Origin of the sequence: Pseudomonas cannabina, assembly GCF_900100365.1 — a bacterium.
GTDB classification, from domain to species: Bacteria; Pseudomonadota; Gammaproteobacteria; order Pseudomonadales; family Pseudomonadaceae; genus Aquipseudomonas; species Aquipseudomonas cannabina.
On record NZ_FNKU01000001.1, the window covers coordinates 5,515,425 to 5,537,012 of the forward strand.

17 protein-coding genes are annotated in these 21,588 nt (G+C 58.4%); 9 read left to right on the forward strand and 8 right to left on the reverse strand.

Features of this window, described 5'->3' with window-relative positions; translation table 11 throughout:
* Positions 1–31: 31 nt before the first annotated feature.
* The 7 genes from BLT55_RS25890 to BLT55_RS25920 form a co-directional block, all read right to left on the reverse strand.
* The gene (locus BLT55_RS25890) at positions 32–1,627 is read right to left on the reverse strand and encodes an ABC transporter substrate-binding protein (RefSeq protein ID WP_055001531.1); all 1,596 of its coding nucleotides are present in this window, start codon (positions 1,625–1,627) and stop codon (positions 32–34) included.
* Positions 1,628–1,709: 82 nt separating this feature from the next.
* The gene (locus tag BLT55_RS25895) at positions 1,710–3,089 is read right to left on the reverse strand and encodes an OprD family porin (RefSeq protein WP_055001532.1); all 1,380 of its coding nucleotides are present in this window, start codon (positions 3,087–3,089) and stop codon (positions 1,710–1,712) included.
* A 156-nt stretch (positions 3,090–3,245) separates the two neighbouring features.
* On the reverse strand, positions 3,246–4,835 hold the full coding sequence (locus tag BLT55_RS25900) for an ABC transporter substrate-binding protein (RefSeq protein WP_055001533.1): 1,590 nt from the start codon (positions 4,833–4,835) through the stop codon (positions 3,246–3,248).
* Between the two features lie 306 nt (positions 4,836–5,141).
* Positions 5,142–6,770, reverse strand: a complete 1,629-nt coding sequence (locus BLT55_RS25905; RefSeq protein ID WP_055001534.1) for an ABC transporter substrate-binding protein — start codon at positions 6,768–6,770, stop codon at positions 5,142–5,144.
* 257 nt (positions 6,771–7,027) lie between these two features.
* Entirely contained in the window at positions 7,028–8,635 is a 1,608-nt protein-coding gene (locus BLT55_RS25910) for an ABC transporter substrate-binding protein (protein ID WP_055001535.1), read from the reverse strand.
* A gap of 96 nt (positions 8,636–8,731) precedes the next feature.
* On the reverse strand, positions 8,732–10,288 hold the full coding sequence (locus BLT55_RS25915) for an HET-C-related protein (protein ID WP_055001536.1): 1,557 nt from the start codon (positions 10,286–10,288) through the stop codon (positions 8,732–8,734).
* A 225-nt stretch (positions 10,289–10,513) separates the two neighbouring features.
* Complete coding sequence (locus tag BLT55_RS25920) at positions 10,514–11,227, reverse strand: SIMPL domain-containing protein (RefSeq protein ID WP_055001537.1); 714 nt, start codon at positions 11,225–11,227, stop codon at positions 10,514–10,516.
* 193 nt (positions 11,228–11,420) lie between these two features.
* On the opposite strand from BLT55_RS25920, the gene BLT55_RS25925 reads away from it, so the two are divergent.
* The 9 genes from BLT55_RS25925 (at position 11,421) to BLT55_RS25970 (ending at position 20,956) form a co-directional block, all read left to right on the forward strand.
* Positions 11,421–12,680 carry an ATP-binding protein gene (locus BLT55_RS25925; protein WP_055001538.1) on the forward strand — a complete coding sequence of 420 codons (1,260 nt, stop codon included), beginning with the start codon at positions 11,421–11,423 and terminating at the stop codon, positions 12,678–12,680.
* On the forward strand, positions 12,677–13,237 hold the full coding sequence (locus tag BLT55_RS25930) for a response regulator transcription factor (protein WP_055001539.1): 561 nt from the start codon (positions 12,677–12,679) through the stop codon (positions 13,235–13,237). The genes BLT55_RS25925 and BLT55_RS25930 overlap by 4 nt, the downstream gene beginning before the upstream one ends.
* An 89-nt stretch (positions 13,238–13,326) precedes the next feature.
* Complete coding sequence (locus tag BLT55_RS25940) at positions 13,327–15,060, forward strand: ABC transporter ATP-binding protein/permease (RefSeq protein WP_055001540.1); 1,734 nt, start codon at positions 13,327–13,329, stop codon at positions 15,058–15,060.
* Between the two features lie 99 nt (positions 15,061–15,159).
* On the forward strand, positions 15,160–15,909 hold the full coding sequence (locus BLT55_RS25945; protein WP_007249099.1) for a FadR/GntR family transcriptional regulator: 750 nt from the start codon (positions 15,160–15,162) through the stop codon (positions 15,907–15,909).
* A 275-nt stretch (positions 15,910–16,184) separates the two neighbouring features.
* Positions 16,185–17,096, forward strand: coding sequence for a 5-dehydro-4-deoxyglucarate dehydratase (gene kdgD, locus BLT55_RS25950; RefSeq protein WP_005620479.1), 912 nt, complete (start codon positions 16,185–16,187; stop codon positions 17,094–17,096).
* A 165-nt stretch (positions 17,097–17,261) separates the two neighbouring features.
* A complete protein-coding gene (locus tag BLT55_RS25955) occupies positions 17,262–18,647 on the forward strand; it encodes an MFS transporter (RefSeq protein ID WP_054085997.1) in 1,386 nt (461 codons plus the stop codon).
* Positions 18,648–18,657: 10 nt separating this feature from the next.
* Entirely contained in the window at positions 18,658–20,211 is a 1,554-nt protein-coding gene (gene garD, locus BLT55_RS25960) for a galactarate dehydratase (protein ID WP_055001541.1), read from the forward strand.
* 129 nt (positions 20,212–20,340) lie between these two features.
* Positions 20,341–20,580, forward strand: a complete 240-nt coding sequence (locus tag BLT55_RS25965; protein WP_007249096.1) for a PLD nuclease N-terminal domain-containing protein — start codon at positions 20,341–20,343, stop codon at positions 20,578–20,580.
* A 184-nt stretch (positions 20,581–20,764) separates the two neighbouring features.
* The gene (locus tag BLT55_RS25970; protein WP_007249095.1) at positions 20,765–20,956 is read left to right on the forward strand and encodes a hypothetical protein; all 192 of its coding nucleotides are present in this window, start codon (positions 20,765–20,767) and stop codon (positions 20,954–20,956) included.
* Between the two features lie 304 nt (positions 20,957–21,260).
* On the opposite strand, the gene BLT55_RS34075 is transcribed toward BLT55_RS25970, so the two are convergent.
* Entirely contained in the window at positions 21,261–21,461 is a 201-nt protein-coding gene (locus BLT55_RS34075) for a hypothetical protein (protein WP_055001542.1), read from the reverse strand.
* Positions 21,462–21,588: the final 127 nt, after the last annotated feature.

The following is a 21,588-nucleotide window of genomic DNA, read 5'->3' on the forward strand; positions in this document are numbered from 1 at the left end:
AGTCTCGGGTAGAGCTCGCCGGATTATTTTTCTACTTCACCTTGGTAGTGGCGAAGTTGTTAGTGGTGAGCGGGCTTATTTGATAGCCCTCAACGTTGTTGCGCATGGCCGTGAACATTCTGGTGTGAGCCATGCTGATCCACGGCTGATCCTTGTTGAATATTGCCTGGGCCTGCTCATAGAGCGCGGCGCGCTCCTGCGGGTTCACTGTTTCACGAGCCTGATCGATAAGCTTCTGGAAATCGGCATTGCACCAGCGGGCGTAGTTCTCGCCGTTTTTCGCCGCTTCACAGCTGAGCATCGGGGTCAGGAAGTTGTCAGGGTCGCCATTGTCGCCTGCCCAGCCAGCAGACACCATGTCATGTTCGCCATTCTTGGCGCGTTTGAGCATTTCACCCCATTCCATGACGCGAATGTCGATCTTGATGCCGATTTTAGCCAGGTCGGACTGCATCATTTGCGCACCGAGCATCGGGTTGGGATTGGTCGGGCCGCCGCCGTTGCGGGTATAGAGGGTGAAAACAGTGCCCTCGGGTACGCCCGCTTCCTTCAGCAAGGCGCGTGCCTTGTCGAGGTCAATCGGTGGATTCTTGAGGCTGTTGTTGTAACCCAGCAAAGTCGGCGGATACGGGTTGACCGCTACCAGTGCATTGCCTTTGCCGAATACCGCGTTGACATAGGCATTCTTGTCGAACGTCATGTCAATGGCTTTGCGCACCCTCACGTCGCTCAAGTACTTGTGCGTAGTGTTGATCGCAATATAACCGGTCGTCATTGCCTCCAGTTCATCAACCTTCAGATTCGGGTCTTTCTTGATGCTGGGGATATCGTCTGGCTTGGGGTACAGCGCGATCTGGCATTCGTTGGCCTTGAGCTTTTGCAGGCGCACGTTGTTGTCAGTGGCGATGGCCAGAATCAGTGCTTCGGACGGCGGCTTGCCACGGAAGTAATCAGGGTTGGCCTTGAAGCGAACCTGTGCATCTTTGGCATAGCGCTGGAAGATAAACGGGCCGGTGCCGATGGGCTTGCTGTTGAGGTCGCCAGTCTTGTTGGCTTTCAGCAACTGGTCAGCGTATTCGGCCGGGTAGATCGAAGCGAAGGCCATGGCCATGTCTGCCAGGAACGGTGCTTCGCGACGGGTCAGGGTGAATTTGACTGTGTAGTCGTCGGTTTTTTCGACGCTTTTCAGCAGCTCTTTGAAGCCCATGCTTTCAAAGTAGGGGAAGCCGACGCTCGACTTGTCGTGCCACGGGTGCTTCGGGTCCAGCTGACGCTGAAAACTCCAGAGCACATCGTCGGCGTTCATGTCGCGGGTCGGCGTGAAGTAATCGGTGGTGTGAAACTTGACGCCTTTGCGCAGATGGAAGATGTAGGTCAGGCCGTCGTCGCTGATTTCCCAGGATTCAGCCAGTGCCGGAATCACTTCAGTGGTGCCGGGTTTGAAGTCCGCCAGGCGGTTGAACATGGTTTCAGCCACGGCATCGGCCGTTACCGCAGTCGTGTACTGCACCATGTCGAAGCCTTCAGGGCTGGCTTCGGTGCAGACCACCAGCGGTTTTGCCGAAACACTGACCGCGACGCTGAGCAGGGCCAGGGCGATCGAGTTGCTTAGCGATAACAGTTTCAATGTGAACCCTCCATAGAGTTGACGCCGATGGTGGTGCTCTGGCGCAAGGCTGTTGCCTTGCGCCAGAGCGGTTTTCAGCGAATCAAAGAATGTTGAACGGGACCGTCGTTACCAGACGGAATTCGTTGATGTTGCCATCAGCCTGATTCTCGCTGGCGCGGTGCGTGGTGTAAGTGGCGCGAATAGCGGTGGCTTTGAGCGGACCGGACTGTACCGAGTAAGACGAACCAATGCCGTACTCGTAGTGGGTTTCGCCGTCCATCGCCAGCACGTCGGTGTAGCCGGTGCCTTTGTAGTGAGTACCGTCGATGTCCCAGCCGCGGGCCTGGTAGATGTTGAACTTCAGGCCTGGCACGCCGTATTCGGCCATGTTAAGCACGTAAGCAATCTGCAGGGATTTCTCGTTCGGGCCGTTGAAGTCCGAGAGCAGGGAGTTGGCCAGGAAGATGGCGTTGGTGTCGTGGGCGTAGTCGAAATACTCGTTACCGTTCACTTCCTGGTAGGCAAGGCTGACGCTGTGCGCGTTGTGCGTACCGGTGAAGGACAGGCTGTAGGTATCGTTGTCGATTGCGCCCAGTTTGCTTTGACCGGCATCTTTCGTTTTGTAGTAGTTCAGGTTAGTGCTCAGCGCGAATACTTTGCTGTCGCCCAGTTCGTGGGTGAACGCGAAGTAGTACTGGTGCCAGAAGTCTTCCAGGTTCGACGCATAGAAACTGGCGGTCAGGCTGTCAGTCGGCTTGTAGTCACCACCGAACATGTCCAGGCGGTCGGCGGTCTGGCTGCGATCACCGTACTCGGAGCGGAACTTGTCCTGGCTCTGTTCCATACGTGGCGATACGCGGTCGAAGCTGCCGGCCTGGAGGGACAGGTTGTTGAACTCGTCGCTCTGGACGGCCACACCCTGGAAGCTGGAAGGCAGTGCGCGGTTGCCGATGAAGGCGATGACCGGGGTGTTCACCGACTGGCGACCCATGGTCAGCACGGTGTTGGAAACACGTGCCTTGACGTTGCCCAGACCCATTTTGCTCCACTGACCGACGGCATCGCCGTCACGGTCGGCCAGAGTACGGTTGGAATTACCCGCAAAGTCATCAGTGTCGCGGTCCAGCGCAATGGCGTTGTACAGCGCCAGTTCGGTGGAGAAGCCGACTACACCCTGGGTGAAGCCCGAGCTGTAGTTGATGATGGTGCCCTGCTGCCAGTTGATGCGGCGCGGGGTCTGCTTTCTGACGCCGTCGTCGTTATAGCTGAACGTGCTGTCGCGACGTCGCAGTTCGTTGGCGTACCAGTTGCGGGTTGTGCCGGTCAGAAGTTGATCTTCAAAAAAGCCATTGGCGTCGGCCTGTGCGTTCTTGGAGCTCAGCTCGGTCGGCACGAAGGTCTGGCTGGCTGGCGCTGCCTGAACCATCGCGCCAAATGACGAGAGAGATAAGGCCAATAATGCAGTGCTTGTTGTTTTCACGATGTGCAGCTCCCTTTATCACTTTTATAAATGCCAGTTTTTTAAAGTCTGGCTTTTGGTGGTGCAGGGCCTGAGGCCCTGCATTGTTACAAGTATCAATGCGCAACGGCTGTCTTGCGCCGTACACAAGACGGCGAGGACAAGCCTGGGCGGGAATCAATCGACGATGCTCACGCCCGAAAAGTTGTTGCGGCCGAAGGGGCTGACATGGAAGTCCTTGACCTCGGTACGCAGCGGCTGATTGACGGTCGAGTGGGCAATCGGCGTAATCGGTACCTGTTCCTTGAGGTAGCGTTGTGCCTGTTTGTACAGATCGGTGCGCTGCTCGCGATCGGTAGTGGCGACGGCGGCTTTGATCAACTGGTCGTATTTCTCGTCGCACCACATCGAATAGTTGTTACCGCCAATGGCGGCACAGCTGTACAGGGTGCCGAGCCAGTTGTCCGGGTCGCCATTGTCGCCGGTCCAGCCGATCAGCGAGATATCGTGCTCGCCGTTCTTGGTGCGCTTGAGGTATTCACCCCATTCATAACTGACGATGTTGACCTTGATGCCGACCTTGGCCCAGTCGGACTGGAGCATTTCGGCCATCAGCCTGGCATTGGGGTTATAAGGCCGCTGGACCGGCATGGCCCACAGGTTCAGTTCAGTGCCTTCCTTGACTCCGGCAGCACGCAACAGCTCTCTGGCTTTTTCCGGGTTGTAGGGCGCATCCTTGATGCTGTCATCGTAGGACCATTGGGTCGGCGGCATGGCATTGACCGCCAGTTGCCCCGCGCCCTGGTAGACCGCGCCGATGATGGCTTTCTTGTTGACCGCCATGTCCAGCGCCTGACGTACCTGAAGGTTGCCAAGCGGTTCATGACGCACGTTGTAGGAGATGTAACCGAGGTTGAAGCCCGGCTTCTCGATAACCTGCAGGCTTTTGTCTTCCTTGAGCTTGGCGAGGTCCGCCGGGCGCGGGTTGAGCGACACCTGGCACTCGTTGGCCTTGAGTTTTTGCATGCGCACCGAAGCGTCGGTGTTGATGGCGAAGATCAGTTGATCGATCTTCACCCGGCTCGGGTCCCAGTATTCCTTGTTGCCCTTGTAGCGAATCTGCGAGTCCTTCTGATAGCGCTGGAACACGAAAGGCCCCGTGCCGATCGGCTGTTGATTGATGTTTCTGACATCACCTTTGGCCATCAGCTGTTCCGCGTACTCGGCGGACAGAATACCGGCGAAGTTCATCGCGATATTTTGAATGAACGCGGCGTCAACCGTATTTAGGGTGAAGGCCACGGTCAGCGGATCGGTTTTCTCGACGGACTTGATCTTCTTGTTCAGGCCCATTCCGGTGAAATACGGAAACTCGGTCGGGTAAGCGACGCGAAAAGGGTGATCAGGTTTGAGCATGCGGTTGAACGTGAACAGCACGTCGTCGGCGTTGAAGTCGCGACTGGGTTTGAAGTCCTTGTTGCTATGGAACTTGACGCCTTCGCGCAAATGAAAGGTGTAGACCAGACCGTCCGACGAAACATCCCACGAAGTCGCCAGACCCGGAACCACCGAGGTGTCCCCCTGCTTGAACTCGGTCAGGCGGTTGTAGATCGGTTCTGATGCATCGTTGTCGGTGGCCGAGGTGTATTGCGCGCTGTCAAAGCCCGCCGGGCTCGCTTCCGAGCAGAACACCAGGTTATTCGCCTGGGCCAGCGGAGCCAAGGCAAACAGCCCCATGCACGACGTCATCGCAAGAGTTTTACGCATGATGATCCCTATCCTTAAAAGGACGAGCCAAGGCTCGAATGTCTACAAGGCCCACAGGCACGCCCGGTGCTTCGCGATTTACCAGCGCCATGCGGCGACCGCTTCCTGCCTGTTGCCACAACATTTCGACGTTAAGTCGATAGCGGCGCGCGGTATATAGGCTTGAAGGCTGCAAAGCTCGTAGGAAAAAGCGCGGTGACAGTGAAAGCGCGTCGCTGACGACACGTTTCCAGCTGACTGCACGGGCTGCATGTTCAGGTATGGCGGGACACTGCGCCGGGTGAACGGCGCAGCAAACCGCCGCTATTACTTCCCGGTCACGCTCACACCGTAAAAGGAGTTCAAGCCAAACGGGCTGATCTTGAAATCCTGAACGCTGGTACGCATGGGTTGATAGACAGTCGAGTGCGCGATAGGGGTCATCGGCACTGCGTCTTTCAGCAGGTGTTGCGCCTGTTTGTACAGTTCGGTGCGCTTGGCCTGATCAGATGTTTCCTTGGCCTGATGGATCAACGTGTCGAAAGGCTTGTCGCACCACTTGGCAAAGTTGTTGCCGTTCAGCGCGTCGCAGCCAAACAGGGTGCCGAGCCAGTTGTCCGGGTCACCATTGTCGCCGCTCCAGCCAATCAGCATCGCGCCGTTTTCACCATTTTTGGCGCGCTTGATGTATTCGCCCCATTCATAGCTAACGATCTTGACGTTGAGACCGATTTTCTTCCAGTCGGACTGGAGCATTTCGGCCATCAACTTGGCGTTGGGGTTGTAAGGACGCTGTACCGGCATCGCCCACAGGGTGATTTCAGTGCCTTCCTTGACGCCTGCCTTTTTCAGCAAGGCCTTGGCTTTCTCGACGTCGAACGGCGCATCCTTGATGGTTGTGTCGTAGGACCATTGGGTGGGCGGCATGGCGTTGACGGCCAGCTGGCCTGCGCCCTGATACACGGCATCGATGATGCCTTGCTTGTTGACCGACATGTCCAGCGCCTGACGAACTTCCTTGATGGCCAGCGGGTTAGGCTCGTCGCTGCCCTTGATCTTGTCCATGGTGTTGTAGGCGATGTAACCCAGGTTGAAGCCTGCCTGATCAGGCATCTTCAGATTCTTGTCAGCCTTGAGGGGTTCGAGATCGGCAGGGCGCGGGTAAGCGGTGACCTGGCATTCGTTCTTCTTGAGCTTCTGCATGCCCACCGATGCGTCGGTGGTGATGGCGAAGATCAGGTTGTCGATCTTGACGTCTTCAAGTTTCCAGTAATCCTTATTGCCGGTGTAGCGGATGTTGGAATCTTTCTGGTAGCTCTTGAATACGAACGGACCCGTACCGATCGGCTGCTGGTTGATCAGTTCCGGCTTGCCTTCCTTGAGCAGCTTGGCGGCGTATTCTGCGGACTGGATCGAAGCGAAGCTCATAGCCATGTTCTGGATGAACGCGGCGTCGACGGTGCCAAGAACGAACCTGACGGTGTGATCGTCGATTTTCTCGATCTTCTTGATATTGGTGTCCATCGCCATATCGGTGAAGTACGGGAATTCGGTCGGATACGCTTTGCGGTACGGCATGTCCTTGTCAATCATGCGATTGAACGTGAACAGCACGTCGTCGGCGTTGAATTCGCGGGTCGGCTTGAAATAAGGCGTGGTGTGGAATTTCACACCCTCACGCAGATGGAACGTGTAGTTCAGGCCGTCTGGCGAGATATCCCAGCTGGTTGCCAAGCCTGGCACTACGGCGGTGCCGCCGCGTTCGAACTGGCTCAAACGATTGAAAATGGTCTCTGCCGCGGCATCGAAGTCAGTACCTGTGGTGTATTGACCCGGATCGAAGCCGGCAGGGCTGCCCTCGGAGCAGAACACCAGGTTCGATGCTGCGTGGGCGAAAGGTGCGCTGGCGAGCAAGCTGGCGCCGACCAGAAACGGAATGACCGCGTGTTTGAGCATGGTTGCCTCAGTTGTTGTCATTTTTGATTAGAGGGAACGACCTCGTGAGCCGATCCGTCCGATACTTATGCAGGGGCCATACCCAAAGCAAGGCAATGACGTCAAAGAAGCGACAAAGAGTGGCACGATCGTACAAGAATGTCGCGAAAGTGTAATTTTCTGGGCGGTTGATCGTTTGCGCGGTGCATTTTGAATCCGTTCGCGCACCATTCAGGCGCAACCGGGTGAGAAAAATGCACCCGGTTGGAGCCATGTTGTTACTTTGCTGTTCCCAGGCTGACACCGTAGAAGGGCGTCAGACCGAAAGGACTGATCTTGAAGTCCTGCACTTCCTGACGCATAGGCTGAAACACCCGTGAATTGGCAATCGGGGTGATCGGCACTTGTTGCTTGAGAATGTGCTGGGCTTGCTGATAGAGCTTGATGCGTTCATCGCGGTTGGTCGTGATCTTGGCCTGCTGCACCAGCTTGTCGTAGGCGGGGTCGCACCATTTGGCGTAGTTGCTGCCCTTGACGGCTGCGCAGCTATAGAGCACACCGAGCCAGTTGTCGGGGTCACCATTGTCACCGGTCCAGCCGTAGATCATTGCGTCATGCTCGCCGGCCTTGGCGCGCTTGATGTACTCGCCCCATTCATAGCTGACGATGTTGGCCTTGATCCCGATCTTCTCCCAGTCGGACTGAATCATCTGCGCAGACATGCGCGCATTGGGATTGGAGGCGCGCTGAACGGTCATGGCCCACAGATCGATCTTCGTCCCCGGTGCCACACCAGCTTCCTTGAGCAGTTGTCTGGCCTTGGTCACATCGTGTGGCGCATCCTTGATCGTCGGGTCGTAGCTCCACTGGCCAGGCGGCAGGGCGTTTTCGGCCAACTGGCCTGCACTCTGGTAGACCGCCTTGATGATGGCCGGCTTGTCGATGGCCATGTCCAGCGCCTGACGAACCTTGAGTTGATCAAGCGGCGCGTGGGTCACGTTGTAGGCCAGAAAACCCAGGTTGAAGCCTGGCTGACTCAGGACCTTGAGCTTAGGATCCTTTTTCATCTCTTCGATGTCCTGCGGACGTGGATAACCGCTGACCTGGCACTCACCGGCCTTGAGCTTCTGCATGCGCACGGCGGCATCGCTGCTGATCGAGAAGATCAGGTTGTCGATCTTCACATCCTCGGGCTTCCAGTAGTCGGTGTTGCCGACGTAGCGGATCTGCGAGTCCTTCTGGTAACGCTTGAACACGGAAGGCCCGGTGCCGATCGGCTTCTGGTTCAGCTCTTCCGCTTTGCCTTCCTTGAGCAGTTGGTCTGCGTATTCGGCGGATTGAATGGACGCAAAGCTCATGGCCAGGTTTTGTACGAACGCCGCATCAATGTTGTTCAGCGTAAAGCGCACGGTCTGCGGATCGACTTTCTCGACGCTCTTGATCGTCGTGTTCAGGCCCATGTCGGTGAAGTACGGCGACTCCGACGGGTAGGCCTTGCGGAACGGGTGATTGGCATCGAGCAGGCGATTGAAAGTGAACAGCACATCGTCGGCGTTGAAGGTGCGGGTCGGCGTGAAATAATCCGTGGTATGGAATTTCACGCCATCGCGCAGGTGAAACGTGTACGTCAATCCGTCAGGTGACACATCCCAGCGGGTAGCCAGCCCGGGCTCTACTTCGGTTCCGCCGCGCTTGAACTGGGTCAGGCGGTTGAAGACAGTCTCGGCCGAGGCATCGAAGTCAGTGCCGCTGGTGTACTGACTCGGGTCGAAACCGGCCGGGCTGGCTTCGGAGCAATACACCAGAGTGCTCGCCGCCTGGGCCATTGGTGCGCAGGCCAGCAGTGTGCCAGTCAAGAGCAGCGGTTTGAAAAGTGTGTGTCCCATGGATCCCTCGCGTGGTACGGCAGTCACCGTGCATGAATATCGATAATCAGATAGCCAGCGGATAGTGCCGTACTTGGTCGGGGTCGGACAACACGCTTACTTACCGGTCATTCTCTTCCACAAGTCCGCTAACGAGGTGCTTTCGAAAAAAATGTTCAGAAAGTTGCTGCTGTCCTGACTGAAACTCTGCAAGTCTTGCTTTGCGTTGCTCTGCAAGTCGGACTGGTATCGATCCAGCTCGCTCTTGAGTGCGGCCCGTTCGATTTGCGCCGGATTTGCCTCGGCCCATTCACGGACGACGGCGTCCTGCCAGTCACAGTCCATTGGGTGACTGAAAAACCGTGCGGCAACGCGGGCCGGATGCTCGATACCTTCTGTACCTTGCCATTGGCCCAGAAGAGCCTGACCCACTTGAAGCACTGCTTTTCTGGCAAGGATTGCAGCGAGCACATGCAAGGGATGTTGCGCGTGATCCTTGGCCAGCTGCGAATGTGACGGGTCGGTCGAGCCGCTGGTATTGGGGTCTTCGTCGAGCAGGGTTTGCAGATCGTCGACGCTGTTGCCCAGCCAGACGGCCAGACTTTGCATGGCGATACCAAACGCATTGCCAAGCAATCGCCCCGGCGTACCGATGAATGCGTAGAACTTTTCGACCTGTTCGGAGAACGGCAGGCTGGCCCATTGGTCGCGTGCTTCGAGGAACGCCTCGTAGCCCGCAAGCAGACGCTGATCCGGGTGCTCGCCGAGGATGATCAGGAGAATCTGGTCGCGCTCATAACGTTCGCCTGCCTTGAACGCCTCGAACGGCTTGTTGTCTGGCGAGAACAGAATGTTGCCCAGCGGCTCTGCGAGGCTGGCGATGATATCGCTGCCGCCGAACGTGCCGGTCACCAGTGGCCATTGGTGCTTGCAGTTGGCCTTGGAGGTCCAGGGCAGCACACGGGTGTGGCCGAGCTTGATCAGGCTCAGTTCTGCGAAGTTGGAGTGGGCGAAGAAGTCCTCGAGAATATGCAGCGCCGCTCCCATGTCCCGGAGACCGTCAGTGGAGTGTGGGCCAGCCTTTACGGCTGACTCCAGACCTGCGGTCATGATGTCCACCGAACGCTGAATGTTGCGTTTCATCGAGGTCTCATGATCGACCTGTAAAACCGGGTCTTCGGGCAGTACCCAGTCATCGAAATCGGCGTCGCGCTCTTTGGGGCTGGCCGGTTTGGGGTTGATGGCCTTGGGGTTATCGATGTGTTCAGCAGGCCGATAGACGCCGAGTCGCTCCGCTGTCACGACAAAGCGCGAGCGGTCGGTCTGCATCAGATCGGTGAATTCCTTCACCGCCAGCACGTCTACGATGCGGGTCAAGGCCTCGCGGGACAGCAGGTCAGGAAAGCTTTTCGGCATGGTCGTCGCCCGGACGATCTTCGGGTCGAGCAGTTGCGAATAGTCGCGCAGCCAGTTGCCGAAATAGATCGCGCGTATCTCGTCGGGTCTGAAACCTGCAGACTCGAGAACTGCCTCGATAGCGCCATGAGTATGCTTGTGTTCGTCGCCTTTCCCGGCTTCAAACGCCAATGGCGCGGGAAGTGGTTCGCTGTTTATGTCCGTATCCGGATTGTCGGCAACAGCAAAGCGTTCGGAAGTGCTCTCCGGGTGGTTCATCCTTGAATCCTTTGGGGTAAAGACGCGCTGCCGTATCGCTCGGTCAGGGCGGTGGTCTGTGAAATGAGTGCGTAGTTTCGCGGGCGGGGAGGCTGTCGCCAATCAGACGACACGCCGGCAAACGTAGGAGATTGCCGAGGCGCAGAGGGGTATCAAGAGTATGGGTGTGGGAAGTGGTTCGCAGGTGATGGAAAGTGGCGGCAGTCGAAACTGCCGCCGGGTGAATCAAGGCATCGCGACTTCAATCACGCCATCGGCCGCGACGCTGACCTGGCTGGTGCCGGCTTCGACATCCGGGGTTGGTGCCGCTTCGTCACGCAAGGATTTCGCCATCATCATGGCCGGCGCGCGCAGGTAAGGCTGCGGGTAGCCGGAGGTATTGAGGTTCAGGTTGACCAGCTTGTAGCCCGTGCCGCCCAGCGCTTCGGTGACCAGTTGCGCGCGAGCCTTGAACGCCGTCACGGCATCCTTGAGCAGGGCGTCTTCGCTGGTTTTGCGGGTCGATGGCGAAATAGAGAAGTCCATGCCGCCCATTTTCAGGTCCGTCAGCATCTCCCCGGTAAGCTTTGACAGGGCCGCGAAGTCGGCGCTTTCCAGACGCAGTTCGGCACGCTCGCGCCAGCCGGTGATTTTCTGGCCCTTGTCGTCGTAGACCGGGTAACTGTTGCGGCTGCCCTGACGGATTTTCACGTCCTTGACCTGGCGCGCCTGGCCCAGCGCTTTGTTCAGGGTTTCAGTGATCTGCGCCGCCAGTTTTGCCGGGTCGCTGTCCTGCGCTTCGGTGTACAGCGTCACGAGCATCAGGTCACGCTGGACTTCCTGATTGACCTCGGCACGCAGGGAAATCTGATTATAACGGGCTTCTTCAGCCAGAGCCGGCAGGCTGGACAGAGCAGCGGCCAGCGCGACGAACGCGGCAGCGGGGCGGAGATTGAACATGGGAGCTCCTTGTTATCAAACGTCCATCCAACGATTGCCGGATGGTGCAAAGCCTTGAGACTTTAGCCTTATACGCGGGTTTCTGCGATGACCAGACACTCTGGCGTGTGGTGCGATGACGCACTTTTCCAGTTTTGCCTCCCGCTTGGTTATACTCGTCGCGGTCCACCTGGAGCACTCATCAGGAGAGCTCATGCTCGCCCCCGTTCAAATGCTTTCAGCCACACGGCAAAACCTGTGGCGCCTGACATTCATCCGCATTCTGGTGCTGGCCGCGCAGGCAGGTTCGGTCGGGATTGCGTGGCTGTTCGATTTTCTGCCGTTGCCGTGGCTGCAACTGTCGATCACCCTGGGCTGTTCGCTGGTGCTGTGCGGGCTGACCGTCATCCGCCTGCGCACCTCCCTGCCGCTGACCGAGTTCGAGTACGCGCTGCAACTGGCCCTCGACCTGTTGATTCACAGCGCCTTGCTGTACTACTCGGGCGGCTCGGCCAACCCGTTCGTTTCCTATTATCTGGTGCCTCTGACCATCGCCGCCGCCACGCTGCCCTGGCGGTACTCGCTGATCCTGTCCGGCTTCGCGCTGACGATGTACACCATGCTGATGGTTCGTTCCTACCCACTGGAAACCGACGCCATCGCGCGGGAAAACATGCAGGTCTACGGCATGTGGCTGAGCTTTGCGCTGGCGGCGGGGGTTATCACTTTTTTTGCGGCGAAGATGGCCGAAGAGCTGCGTCGTCAGGAACAGTTACGGGCCGAGCGGCGCGAAGAGGGTTTGCGTGATCAGCAGTTGCTCGCCGTCGCGACCCAGGCCGCAGGCGCTGCCCACGAACTGGGCACTCCGTTGGCGACCATGAGCGTGCTGCTCAAGGAAATGCGTCAGGACCATAACGACCCCGCGTTGCAGGACGACCTGGCGGTGTTGCAGGAGCAGGTCAAGCAGTGCAAACAGACCCTCCAGCAACTGGTGCGCGCCGCCGAAGCCAATCGGCGCATGGCCGTGGAACAGCAGACTGCCACGCGATGGCTGGACGAATCGCTTAATCGCTGGCATTTGATGCGCCCGGAGGTGAGTTACCGCTTCTATCAGTTGGGCAAGGGCGAGGTGCCCATGCTGGCCCCGCCGCCGGACTTGACCCAGGCGCTGCTCAATCTGCTCAACAACGCCGCCGATGCCTGCCCCGACGGTCTGGAAGTCAATCTGGACTGGGACAGCGCAGAAGTCTGCATCAGCATTCGCGACCACGGCGCGGGTGTGCCGCTGGCGATTGCCGAGCAGATCGGCAAACCGTTCTTTACTACCAAGGGCAAAGGTTTCGGCCTGGGTCTGTTCCTGAGCAAAGCCAGTGTCACCCGTGCGGGTGGCTCGGTAAAACTCTACAGTCATGAAGAAGGCGGTACGCTCACCGAGCTGCGCCTGCCCCGTGACGCGCGAGGAGAAGAAGCATGAGTGATGAAAATCAGGTCGAAGGCGAAGAGCTGCCGCATCTGTTGCTGGTCGATGACGATGCAACGTTTACCCGCGTGATGGCGCGCGCCATGAGTCGGCGCGGATTTCGCGTCAGCACGGCCGGGTCGGCCGAGGAGGGGCTGTTGCTGGCGCAGCAGGACATTCCTGAATACGCCGCGCTGGACCTGAAAATGGACGGCGATTCCGGCCTGGTTCTGCTGCCCAAACTGCTGGAAATGGACCCGGACATGCGCGTGGTGATTCTCACCGGTTATTCGAGCATTGCCACGGCGGTCGAAGCCATCAAACGCGGCGCCTGCAATTACCTGTGCAAGCCCGCCGACGCCGACGACGTACTGGCTGCGCTGCTGTCCGAGCGCGCCAACCTCGACACGCTGGTGCCCGAGAATCCGATGTCGGTCGACCGCCTGCAATGGGAGCACATCCAGCGTGTGCTGGCCGAGCACGAAGGCAACATTTCAGCGACGGCGCGGGCGCTTGGCATGCACCGCCGAACCCTGCAGCGCAAATTGCAGAAGCGCCCCGTTCGGCGCTGATGAAGGTTTTTTCATAGTGATCGCGTAGGCGTTTTTTTGCTTCATTGTGCTCAGGCATCGTAGTTCCATAGAGAGCGAGCCTGAACCACATGAATCGCAATGCTGAATATTCGGTCGTCAACGATACGGTAAAAGGGGCCTTTTTCCCCCGTGTCTGGAAGCTGATAGCGCCGTATTGGCGCAGTGAGGAAAAGAAGTCTGCCTGGGCTTTGCTGATCGCAGTGATCGCCTTGTCACTGTTCAGTGTGCAGATATCAGTCCTGTTCAACAGTTGGTATCGGGACTTCTACAATTCGCTGCAGAACAAGGATCTGGCGGCGTTCACTCACCTGATCCTGTACTTCAGCGGGATTGCCGCCATCGCTATCCTGGCCGCCGTCTACCGCCTGTACCTGAACCAGATGCTGACCATTCGCTGGCGTCGCTGGCTGACCGAGCAGCACTTCGCCCGCTGGCTCGAGCACAAGAATTACTACCATCTGGAGCAGGGCGGTTACACCGATAACCCCGACCAGCGCCTGTCCGAAGACCTCAATGAATTCACCACCAGCACCCTCAGCCTCGGGTTGGGGTTGATGAGCGCCGTGGTCAGCCTGGTTTCATTTTCGGTCATTCTCTGGGGCGTATCGGGCAGCATCGAGCTGTTTGGCATCACTGTTAACGGTTATATGTTCTGGGCGGCCATGCTCTATGCGTTGGTGGGCAGCTTGCTGACGCACTGGATCGGCAAGCGCCTGATCCCGTTGAACAATCAACAGGAACGCTACGAGGCAGACCTGCGTTTTGCTCTGGTGCGCGTGCGGGAAAACGCCGAAAGCATTGCTTTGTCCGAGGGCGAAAAGAATGAAAATCAACGTCTGAGCGGGCGCTTCACGATGATCTGGAATAACTTCCGGACCTCCATGAAAGTCCAGAAGCGCCTGACCTTCTTCACGTCCGGCTATGCGCAGATCGCGCTGATCTTTCCTTTCATTGTCGCCGCGCCCCGGTATTTCGCAGGCAAGATCGAGCTGGGCGATCTGATGCAGATCAACTCGGCGTGCGGCAACGTGCAGGAGAACTTCAGCTGGTTCATCAGCGCCTACAGCACGTTGGCGTCATGGCGTGCCACGTCGGATCGTCTGCTGAGTTTCCGCCAGGCCATGACCGATCTCGAGGCGCAACAGCCGGCCATCAAGACGGTTTCCGGTGCGGATGCGCTGGTTCTTCGTGATCTTGGGCTGAGCATCGGCGAGGGGCGACAGTTGTTGAACGATGCCAACCTGCGCATCGGCGCAGGCGAGCGGGTCATGCTCAGTGGTCCGTCGGGCAGTGGCAAAAGCTCTTTGCTCAGGGCGCTGGGCGGCTTGTGGACAGAAGGCGCAGGTACGATTCAACTACCGGCTGGTCCTGCACTGTTTCTGCCGCAACGGCCTTATCTGCCTATCGGCACCCTGCGCGAAGCGATGAGTTATCCACAGCCTGCCGATCACTATCCGGCCGAGCGTTTTGCCGACGTGCTGATGCAGTGCCGTCTTGAGCATCTGGTGCCGCGTCTGGATGAAAGCAATCACTGGCAACGCTTTTTGTCGCCCGGTGAGCAGCAGCGCGTAGCATTTGCCCGCGCGCTGCTGATTGCACCGCGCTGGCTGTATCTGGATGAGGCGACTTCGGCCATGGATGAAGAGGACGAGACGGCGATGCATCGTGCAATCATCGACGGCCTGCCCGGGATCGGCCTGCTCAGTGTCGGGCATCGCAGCAGCCTGAAGCGTTTTCATGGTCGGCATGTACGCGTTGAGGGGCGCACCTTGATCGAACAATCGGCTTCCGAGCCTGTTTGAGGTCGGTCCTGTCCGGAGGTTGGCGCTTTTTGAGGGTGTGATCATACAACCGCTGAGCTATGATTAGCCCTTGTTTAGCAGTCCAGAGATCGATGTTGGATGGAAAATCAAAGCGCTCTGCCTCGTGCCCGCAGAAAACACCGCAGCCTCGCGCAGGAGCTGGTGACCGAGCTGTCCGAGCGTATTCGCAGTGGCCAGCTCAAGCGCGGCGATAAACTGCCCACTGAATCCGCGATCATGGAAGAGCAGGGCGTCAGCCGGACGGTGGTGCGCGAGGCGATCTCGCGTCTGCAAGCGTCCGGTCTGGTCGAGACCCGGCACGGCATCGGCACCTTCGTTCTGGACACGCCGAGCCCTAGTGGCTTTCGCATCGATCCGGCGACCATCGTCACCCTGCGTGATGTGCTGGCGATTCTGGAGCTGCGCATCAGTCTGGAAGTGGAGTCGGCAGGGCTTGCCGCTCAACGTCGCAGCGATGAGCAACTGGCAGCCATGCGCGCCGCGCTGGACGCGCTCAATGAAAGCGCCGCCCACGCGACCGATGCGGTGGCCTCGGACTTCCAGTTTCACCTGCAAATCGCGCTGTCGACCGGTAACCGCTATTTCACGGACATCATGACCCACTTGGGGACCAGCATCATTCCGCGCACGCGCTTGAATTCTGCGCGTCTGGCCCATGATGATCAGCAGCATTACATGGACCGGCTGAGCCGTGAGCACGAAGAAATCTTCGACGCCATCGCCCGCCAGGACTCCGACGCCGCCCGCGCCGCCATGCGCCTGCACCTGACCAATAGCCGCGAACGCCTGCGCCACGCCCACGAAGAAGCCGAATCGCAGCGGGCGTGAGGATCGGATGGACGCAGAGCGTCCAGAACGGCATGCCGACGCGGAGCGTCGCACGATAGTTGAGATCAGAGCACACACGTCCCCGTGGGAGCGAGCTTGCTCGCGAAGGCGGGCTCACGGCATACCCACGCAACGTGGATGAGCAGAATTCATGCCTCTCCGAAAAAACCCGAAAATCCCTGTTGAGTGATTTTATTATCAGTTGTACGATGACCTACGACATCGGCACTGGCCCGGTGATCTTCTAACAATTATGTCTCCAGGGTGTTCGAATAATGAATCCACAAGAACTGAAGTCCATCCTCTCTTCCGGTCTGCTGTCCTTCCCGGTTACCGATTTCAACGCACAGGGCGATTTTCATCGCGCTGGCTATATCAAACGCCTTGAGTGGCTGGCGCCTTACGGTGCAAGCGCTCTGTTCGCTGCGGGCGGTACAGGTGAGTTCTTCTCCCTGGCGGCCAGCGAATACTCCGAAATCATCAAGACTGCCGTCGACACCTGCGCCACCAGCGTGCCAATCCTCGCCGGTGTAGGCGGTGCCACCCGCCAGGCCATCGAATACGCTCAGGAAGCCGAGCGTCTGGGCGCCAAAGGCTTGCTGCTGCTGCCGCACTACCTGACCGAAGCCAGCCAGGACGGTGTTGCCGCGCACGTTGAAGCGGTCTGCAAATCGGTCAAGATTGGTGTGGTGGTCTACAACCGCAACGTCTGCCGCCTGACCCCGACCCTGCTGGAGCAACTGGCCGAGCGCTGCCCGAACCTGATCGGCTACAAGGATGGTCTGGGTGATATCGAACTGATGGTGTCGATCCGTCGCCGTCTGGGTGATCGCTTCTCTTATCTGGGCGGTCTGCCTACCGCCGAAGTCTACGCTGCGGCCTACAAAGCGCTGGGCGTGCCGGTCTACTCGTCGGCGGTGTTCAACTTCGTACCGAAACTGGCGATGGACTTCTACCACGCCATTGCCCGCGACGATCACGAGGCCGTCGGCAAGTACATCGACGATTTCTTCCTGCCTTACCTGGAAATCCGCAACCGCAAAGCCGGTTATGCCGTGAGCATCGTCAAGGCGGGCGCGAAGATCGCCGGCTACGACGCAGGCCCGGTCCGCGCGCCATTGACCGACCTGACACCGGACGAGTGCGACATGCTCGCCGCTCTGATGGACAAGCAAGGCAAGCAATAACACCTGTAACGCAAGAGCCGCTGAGCGATCAGCGGTTTTTTCGTTGCCCTGCATGATCTTTACAGGTGGCAGGCGTCATCGCCGTGACACTGCCAAGGGGCCTGTAACGCTACACCCAAAAAACAGCTTTACCCGCGTAAAAAAATAATCAGTGGGAGCTTTACCATGCAAAAGTCCAAGCCGACGCACGTCCGCTATTTGATTCTGTTGATGCTGTTTCTCGTCACCACGATCAACTATGCCGACCGTGCCACCATCGCAATCGCGGGTTCTAGCATCCAGAAAGACCTCGGCATCACGCCGGTCACGCTGGGCTATATCTTTTCTGCATTCGGCTGGGCCTACGTGGCCGGTCAGATCCCTGGTGGCTGGCTGCTCGACCGGTTCGGGTCGAAGAAAGTCTATGCCATGAGCATCTTCACCTGGTCGCTGTTCACCCTGCTGCAAGGCTACGTCGGTGAATTCGGCATTTCCACGGCGATCGTCGCGCTGTTCATGTTGCGCTTTCTCGTCGGGCTGGCCGAAGCGCCATCCTTCCCGGGTAACGCGCGCATCGTGGCGGCCTGGTTCCCGACCGCCGAGCGCGGCACGGCTTCGGCGATCTTCAACTCGGCGCAATACTTCGCCACCGTGCTGTTCGCTCCGTTGATGGGCTGGATCGTTTACACCTACGGCTGGCAGCATGTGTTCGTGGTCATGGGCGCGGTCGGGATCGTGTTCTCGATGATCTGGATGAAAGTCATTTACGGTCCGCGCAATCACCCGATGATCAACGAGGCCGAGTTCGAACACATCTCCAGCAATGGGGCGCTGGTCGATCTGGATCAGGACAAAGGCAAAGGCGCGCCCAAAGCAGCCAGCAGCGGGCCGAAGTGGGACTACATTCGCCAGTTGCTGACCAACCGCATGATGCTGGGCATCTACCTCAGCCAGTACTGCATCAACGGTATTACCTATTTCTTCCTGACCTGGTTCCCGGTGTACCTGGTTCAGGAGCGCGGCATGACCATCCTCAAGGCGGGCATGATCGCGTCGTTGCCGGCCATCTGCGGCTTCATTGGCGGGGTTCTGGGCGGGATCATTTCCGATTACCTGCTGCGCAAAGGGCACTCGCTGACCTTCGCCCGCAAGGCGCCGATCATCGGTGGCTTGCTGCTGTCGACTTCGATCGTGACCTGCAACTATGTGGACGTGGAATGGGTGGTCGTCGGCTTCATGGCGCTGGCATTCTTCGGTAAAGGCGTGGGCGCGCTGGGCTGGGCGGTGATGTCCGACGTTTCGCCCAAACAGATCGCCGGCTTGAGTGGCGGCCTGTTCAACACCTTCGGTAACGTTGCATCGATCACCACCCCGATTGTGATTGGCTACATCATCAGCAGCACCGGTTCGTTCAAGTGGGCACTGGTGTTCGTCGGCGCCAACGCGCTGGTGGCGGTGATCAGTTACATTTTCATCGTGGGTGAAATCAAGCGTGTGGAATTGAAAGAGCCGCCTGCCAAGGGGCCATTGCTGAACGATCCAGTCAGCGACCTTTCCGAAGCAAAATCCTGAGGAAACCGTGATGAACCTGATTCAACATGCCGATTCTCCACGCTACATCCGGTTGCATCCGCTGGATAACGTCGTGGTCGTGGTCAACGACCAGGGCGTGCCGGCCGGGACCGAGTTCGACAACGGCCTGGTGACCGTCGATAACGTGCCGCAGAGCCACAAGGTCAGCACCGTGGATCTGGCGGTCGGCGAGGCGATTATTCGTTACGGCCATACCATTGGTTACGCGCTGCAACCGATCCCGCGCGGCAGTTGGGTCAGGGAAGATCAACTGCGCATGCCGTCTGCGCCTGCGCTCGACAGCCTGCCGATGTCCGACGCGGTGCCGGAGAAACAGGCGCCGCTTGAAGGCTATACCTTCGAAGGCTACCGCAATGCCGATGGCACGGTGGGTACCCGGAACATTCTGGGCATTACCACCACTGTGCAGTGCGTGACCGGCGTGCTGGATCATGCGGTCAAACGCATTCGTGACGAATTGTTGCCCAAGTACCCGAACGTTGACGACGTGGCGGCGCTGACCCACAGCTACGGCTGTGGTGTGGCGATCACTGCCACCGATGCCTACATCCCGATTCGCACCGTGCGCAATCTGGCGCGCAACCCGAATCTGGGCGGCGAAGCGCTGGTCATCAGTCTGGGCTGCGAGAAATTGCAGGCCGGGCAGGTCATGCACGAAGGCGACAGCTCGGTGGACCTGAGCGATCCCTGGTTGTACCGGCTTCAGGACTCCAGCCACGGCTTCAATGAAATGATCGAGCAGATCATGGAACTGGCCGAGACACGCCTGAAGAAACTAGATCTGCGCCGTCGCGAGACCGTTCCGGCCTCGGAGCTGATCCTTGGCATGCAATGCGGCGGCAGTGATGCGTTTTCCGGCATCACCGCCAACCCGGCGCTGGGCTATGCCTCGGACCTGCTGTTGCGTGCTGGCGCGACGGTGATGTTTTCCGAAGTGACTGAAGTGCGTGATGCTATTTATCTGCTGACCTCCCGTGCGCAGGACCAGGACGTCGCTCAGGCGCTGGTTCGCGAGATGGACTGGTACGATCGCTATCTGGCCAAAGGCGAGGCGGATCGCAGCGCCAACACCACGCCGGGTAACAAGAAGGGCGGGTTGTCGAACATTGTCGAAAAATCCCTGGGGTCGATCGTCAAATCCGGCAGCAGCGCGATCAATGGCGTGCTTGGCCCTGGTGAACGGGTCAGCGGCAAAGGCCTGATCTTCTGCGCCACGCCGGCCAGTGACTTTGTCTGCGGCACGCTGCAACTGGCCGCCGGGATGAACCTGCACGTATTCACCACCGGGCGCGGTACTCCGTATGGTCTGGCGATGGCTCCGGTGGTCAAGGTGTCGACCCGCACTGAACTGGCCCAGCGCTGGCCCGACCTGATCGATATCGACGCCGGCCGCATCGCCACCGGACGCGCCAGCATCGAGGATCTGGGCTGGGAGTTGTTCCACTTCTATCTGGACGTGGCCAGCGGCAAGAAAAAAACCTGGACCGAACACTACCGCCTGCACAACGACATCACCCTGTTCAACCCGGCACCGATTACCTGACAGGGTGGGCCGCTGCGCGCTGTCTGAGCACAATCCGAAAGATTCTCTGAACTTTAGGGCGCTCTGTGGCCTCTTCTACTGTAGGGCGGCTGGTCTGGTCGCCTTCGTTGAAGGTGCAGGAGATTTCAAATGGGTTGGATATCGGAAAATCATTTGTGGTTATTTGCAGCGCTGACCGCCCTGATCGTGATTTCGGACATCTGGGCAGTCATGCGTATTCGCAAAAGCAAGACACAGTCTAGCAACAAGCTGATGTGGATCATCGTCGTCGTCGCCGTGCCGATCGCTGGCGTACTCGCTCTTATCGTTGCAGGTCCGCGTCATGTGGACACCCCTGCCAAACCTGAGCAGCAAAGCACCAAGTACTGACCCCGCCTTCGATAAATACCCCACCAGCCAGCGGGGTATTTTTTTCAGCGCCATTTTCCCCGCCCACAGACCCTCTGCATGGAAAGAGGCGCCGTCGACTGGCAAAAATAAAAAACTCTGCAATTCTTCTGCAATGACGAGGTGTTTATATGCTCGCCATCCAGACCCGAAAAGGAGAGAGCACATGTCGATCATCACCAAGTGGGCGTTGCAGGCGGTTGCATTATTTGTGCTGGGCTGGATGGCAGCAGTGACGGCGAGCTGGAGCAACAACGTTGCCAGTGGCACAGGAAATGACCGGCTGGCAGAGCTGAACAGTGGCGTACTGACGACGTCAGCAGTCGCCGGCTTGAGCGCTGCCACACGGGTTGAATGAGCCCGCCAGGCCATTACTTTTTTGCAGGCAAAAACATGGCCCACAACGGGGTGGGCCAAATGGGATTCATCAAAGGAGTGGGTTCAATTTACCCAGCCTGACGTGAAGAGGATGTGAAACGGATGTCATGGAAACGAGAACTGTTTCAAATTCAGGACAGCACTGAAAAGCGCTGAAAGAGGCGTGCAGCGGAGTGGTTGCAGAGTGCCCGTCGTACCCACGCGAGGCGTCGGTACAACAGGCAGCAAACGGATCAGCCGTATGACAGCGCTGATCCGCGATTCATGAGGAGAGTCTCAACGCTTCAGCGGGCCATGGCCCTGGCGCTTCGCTCTGGAGCGGCACGTTGCGTCATGTGAGGGAGTGGATGAGGTGCGTCGATTCGGGACTTCATGCGATCTGCGAACTCTCTGGCTTCCTGCCAGCTCCGGCAGCTCACCGGATAGTCATCCAGTTTTACAACCCAGTTAGCTCCGTACATACCTTCTTCAATTCGGATAAGCATGGTTGGCATCCTCCAGTCAGTAAGGTTGAATCTGTGCCGAGTCATCGGCGCGAAAGCAGACGACGAAATCCTGCGCCGAAAATCCGCGTTGGGCTACAAAAAATTACAAATCCCGATGAATGCGACT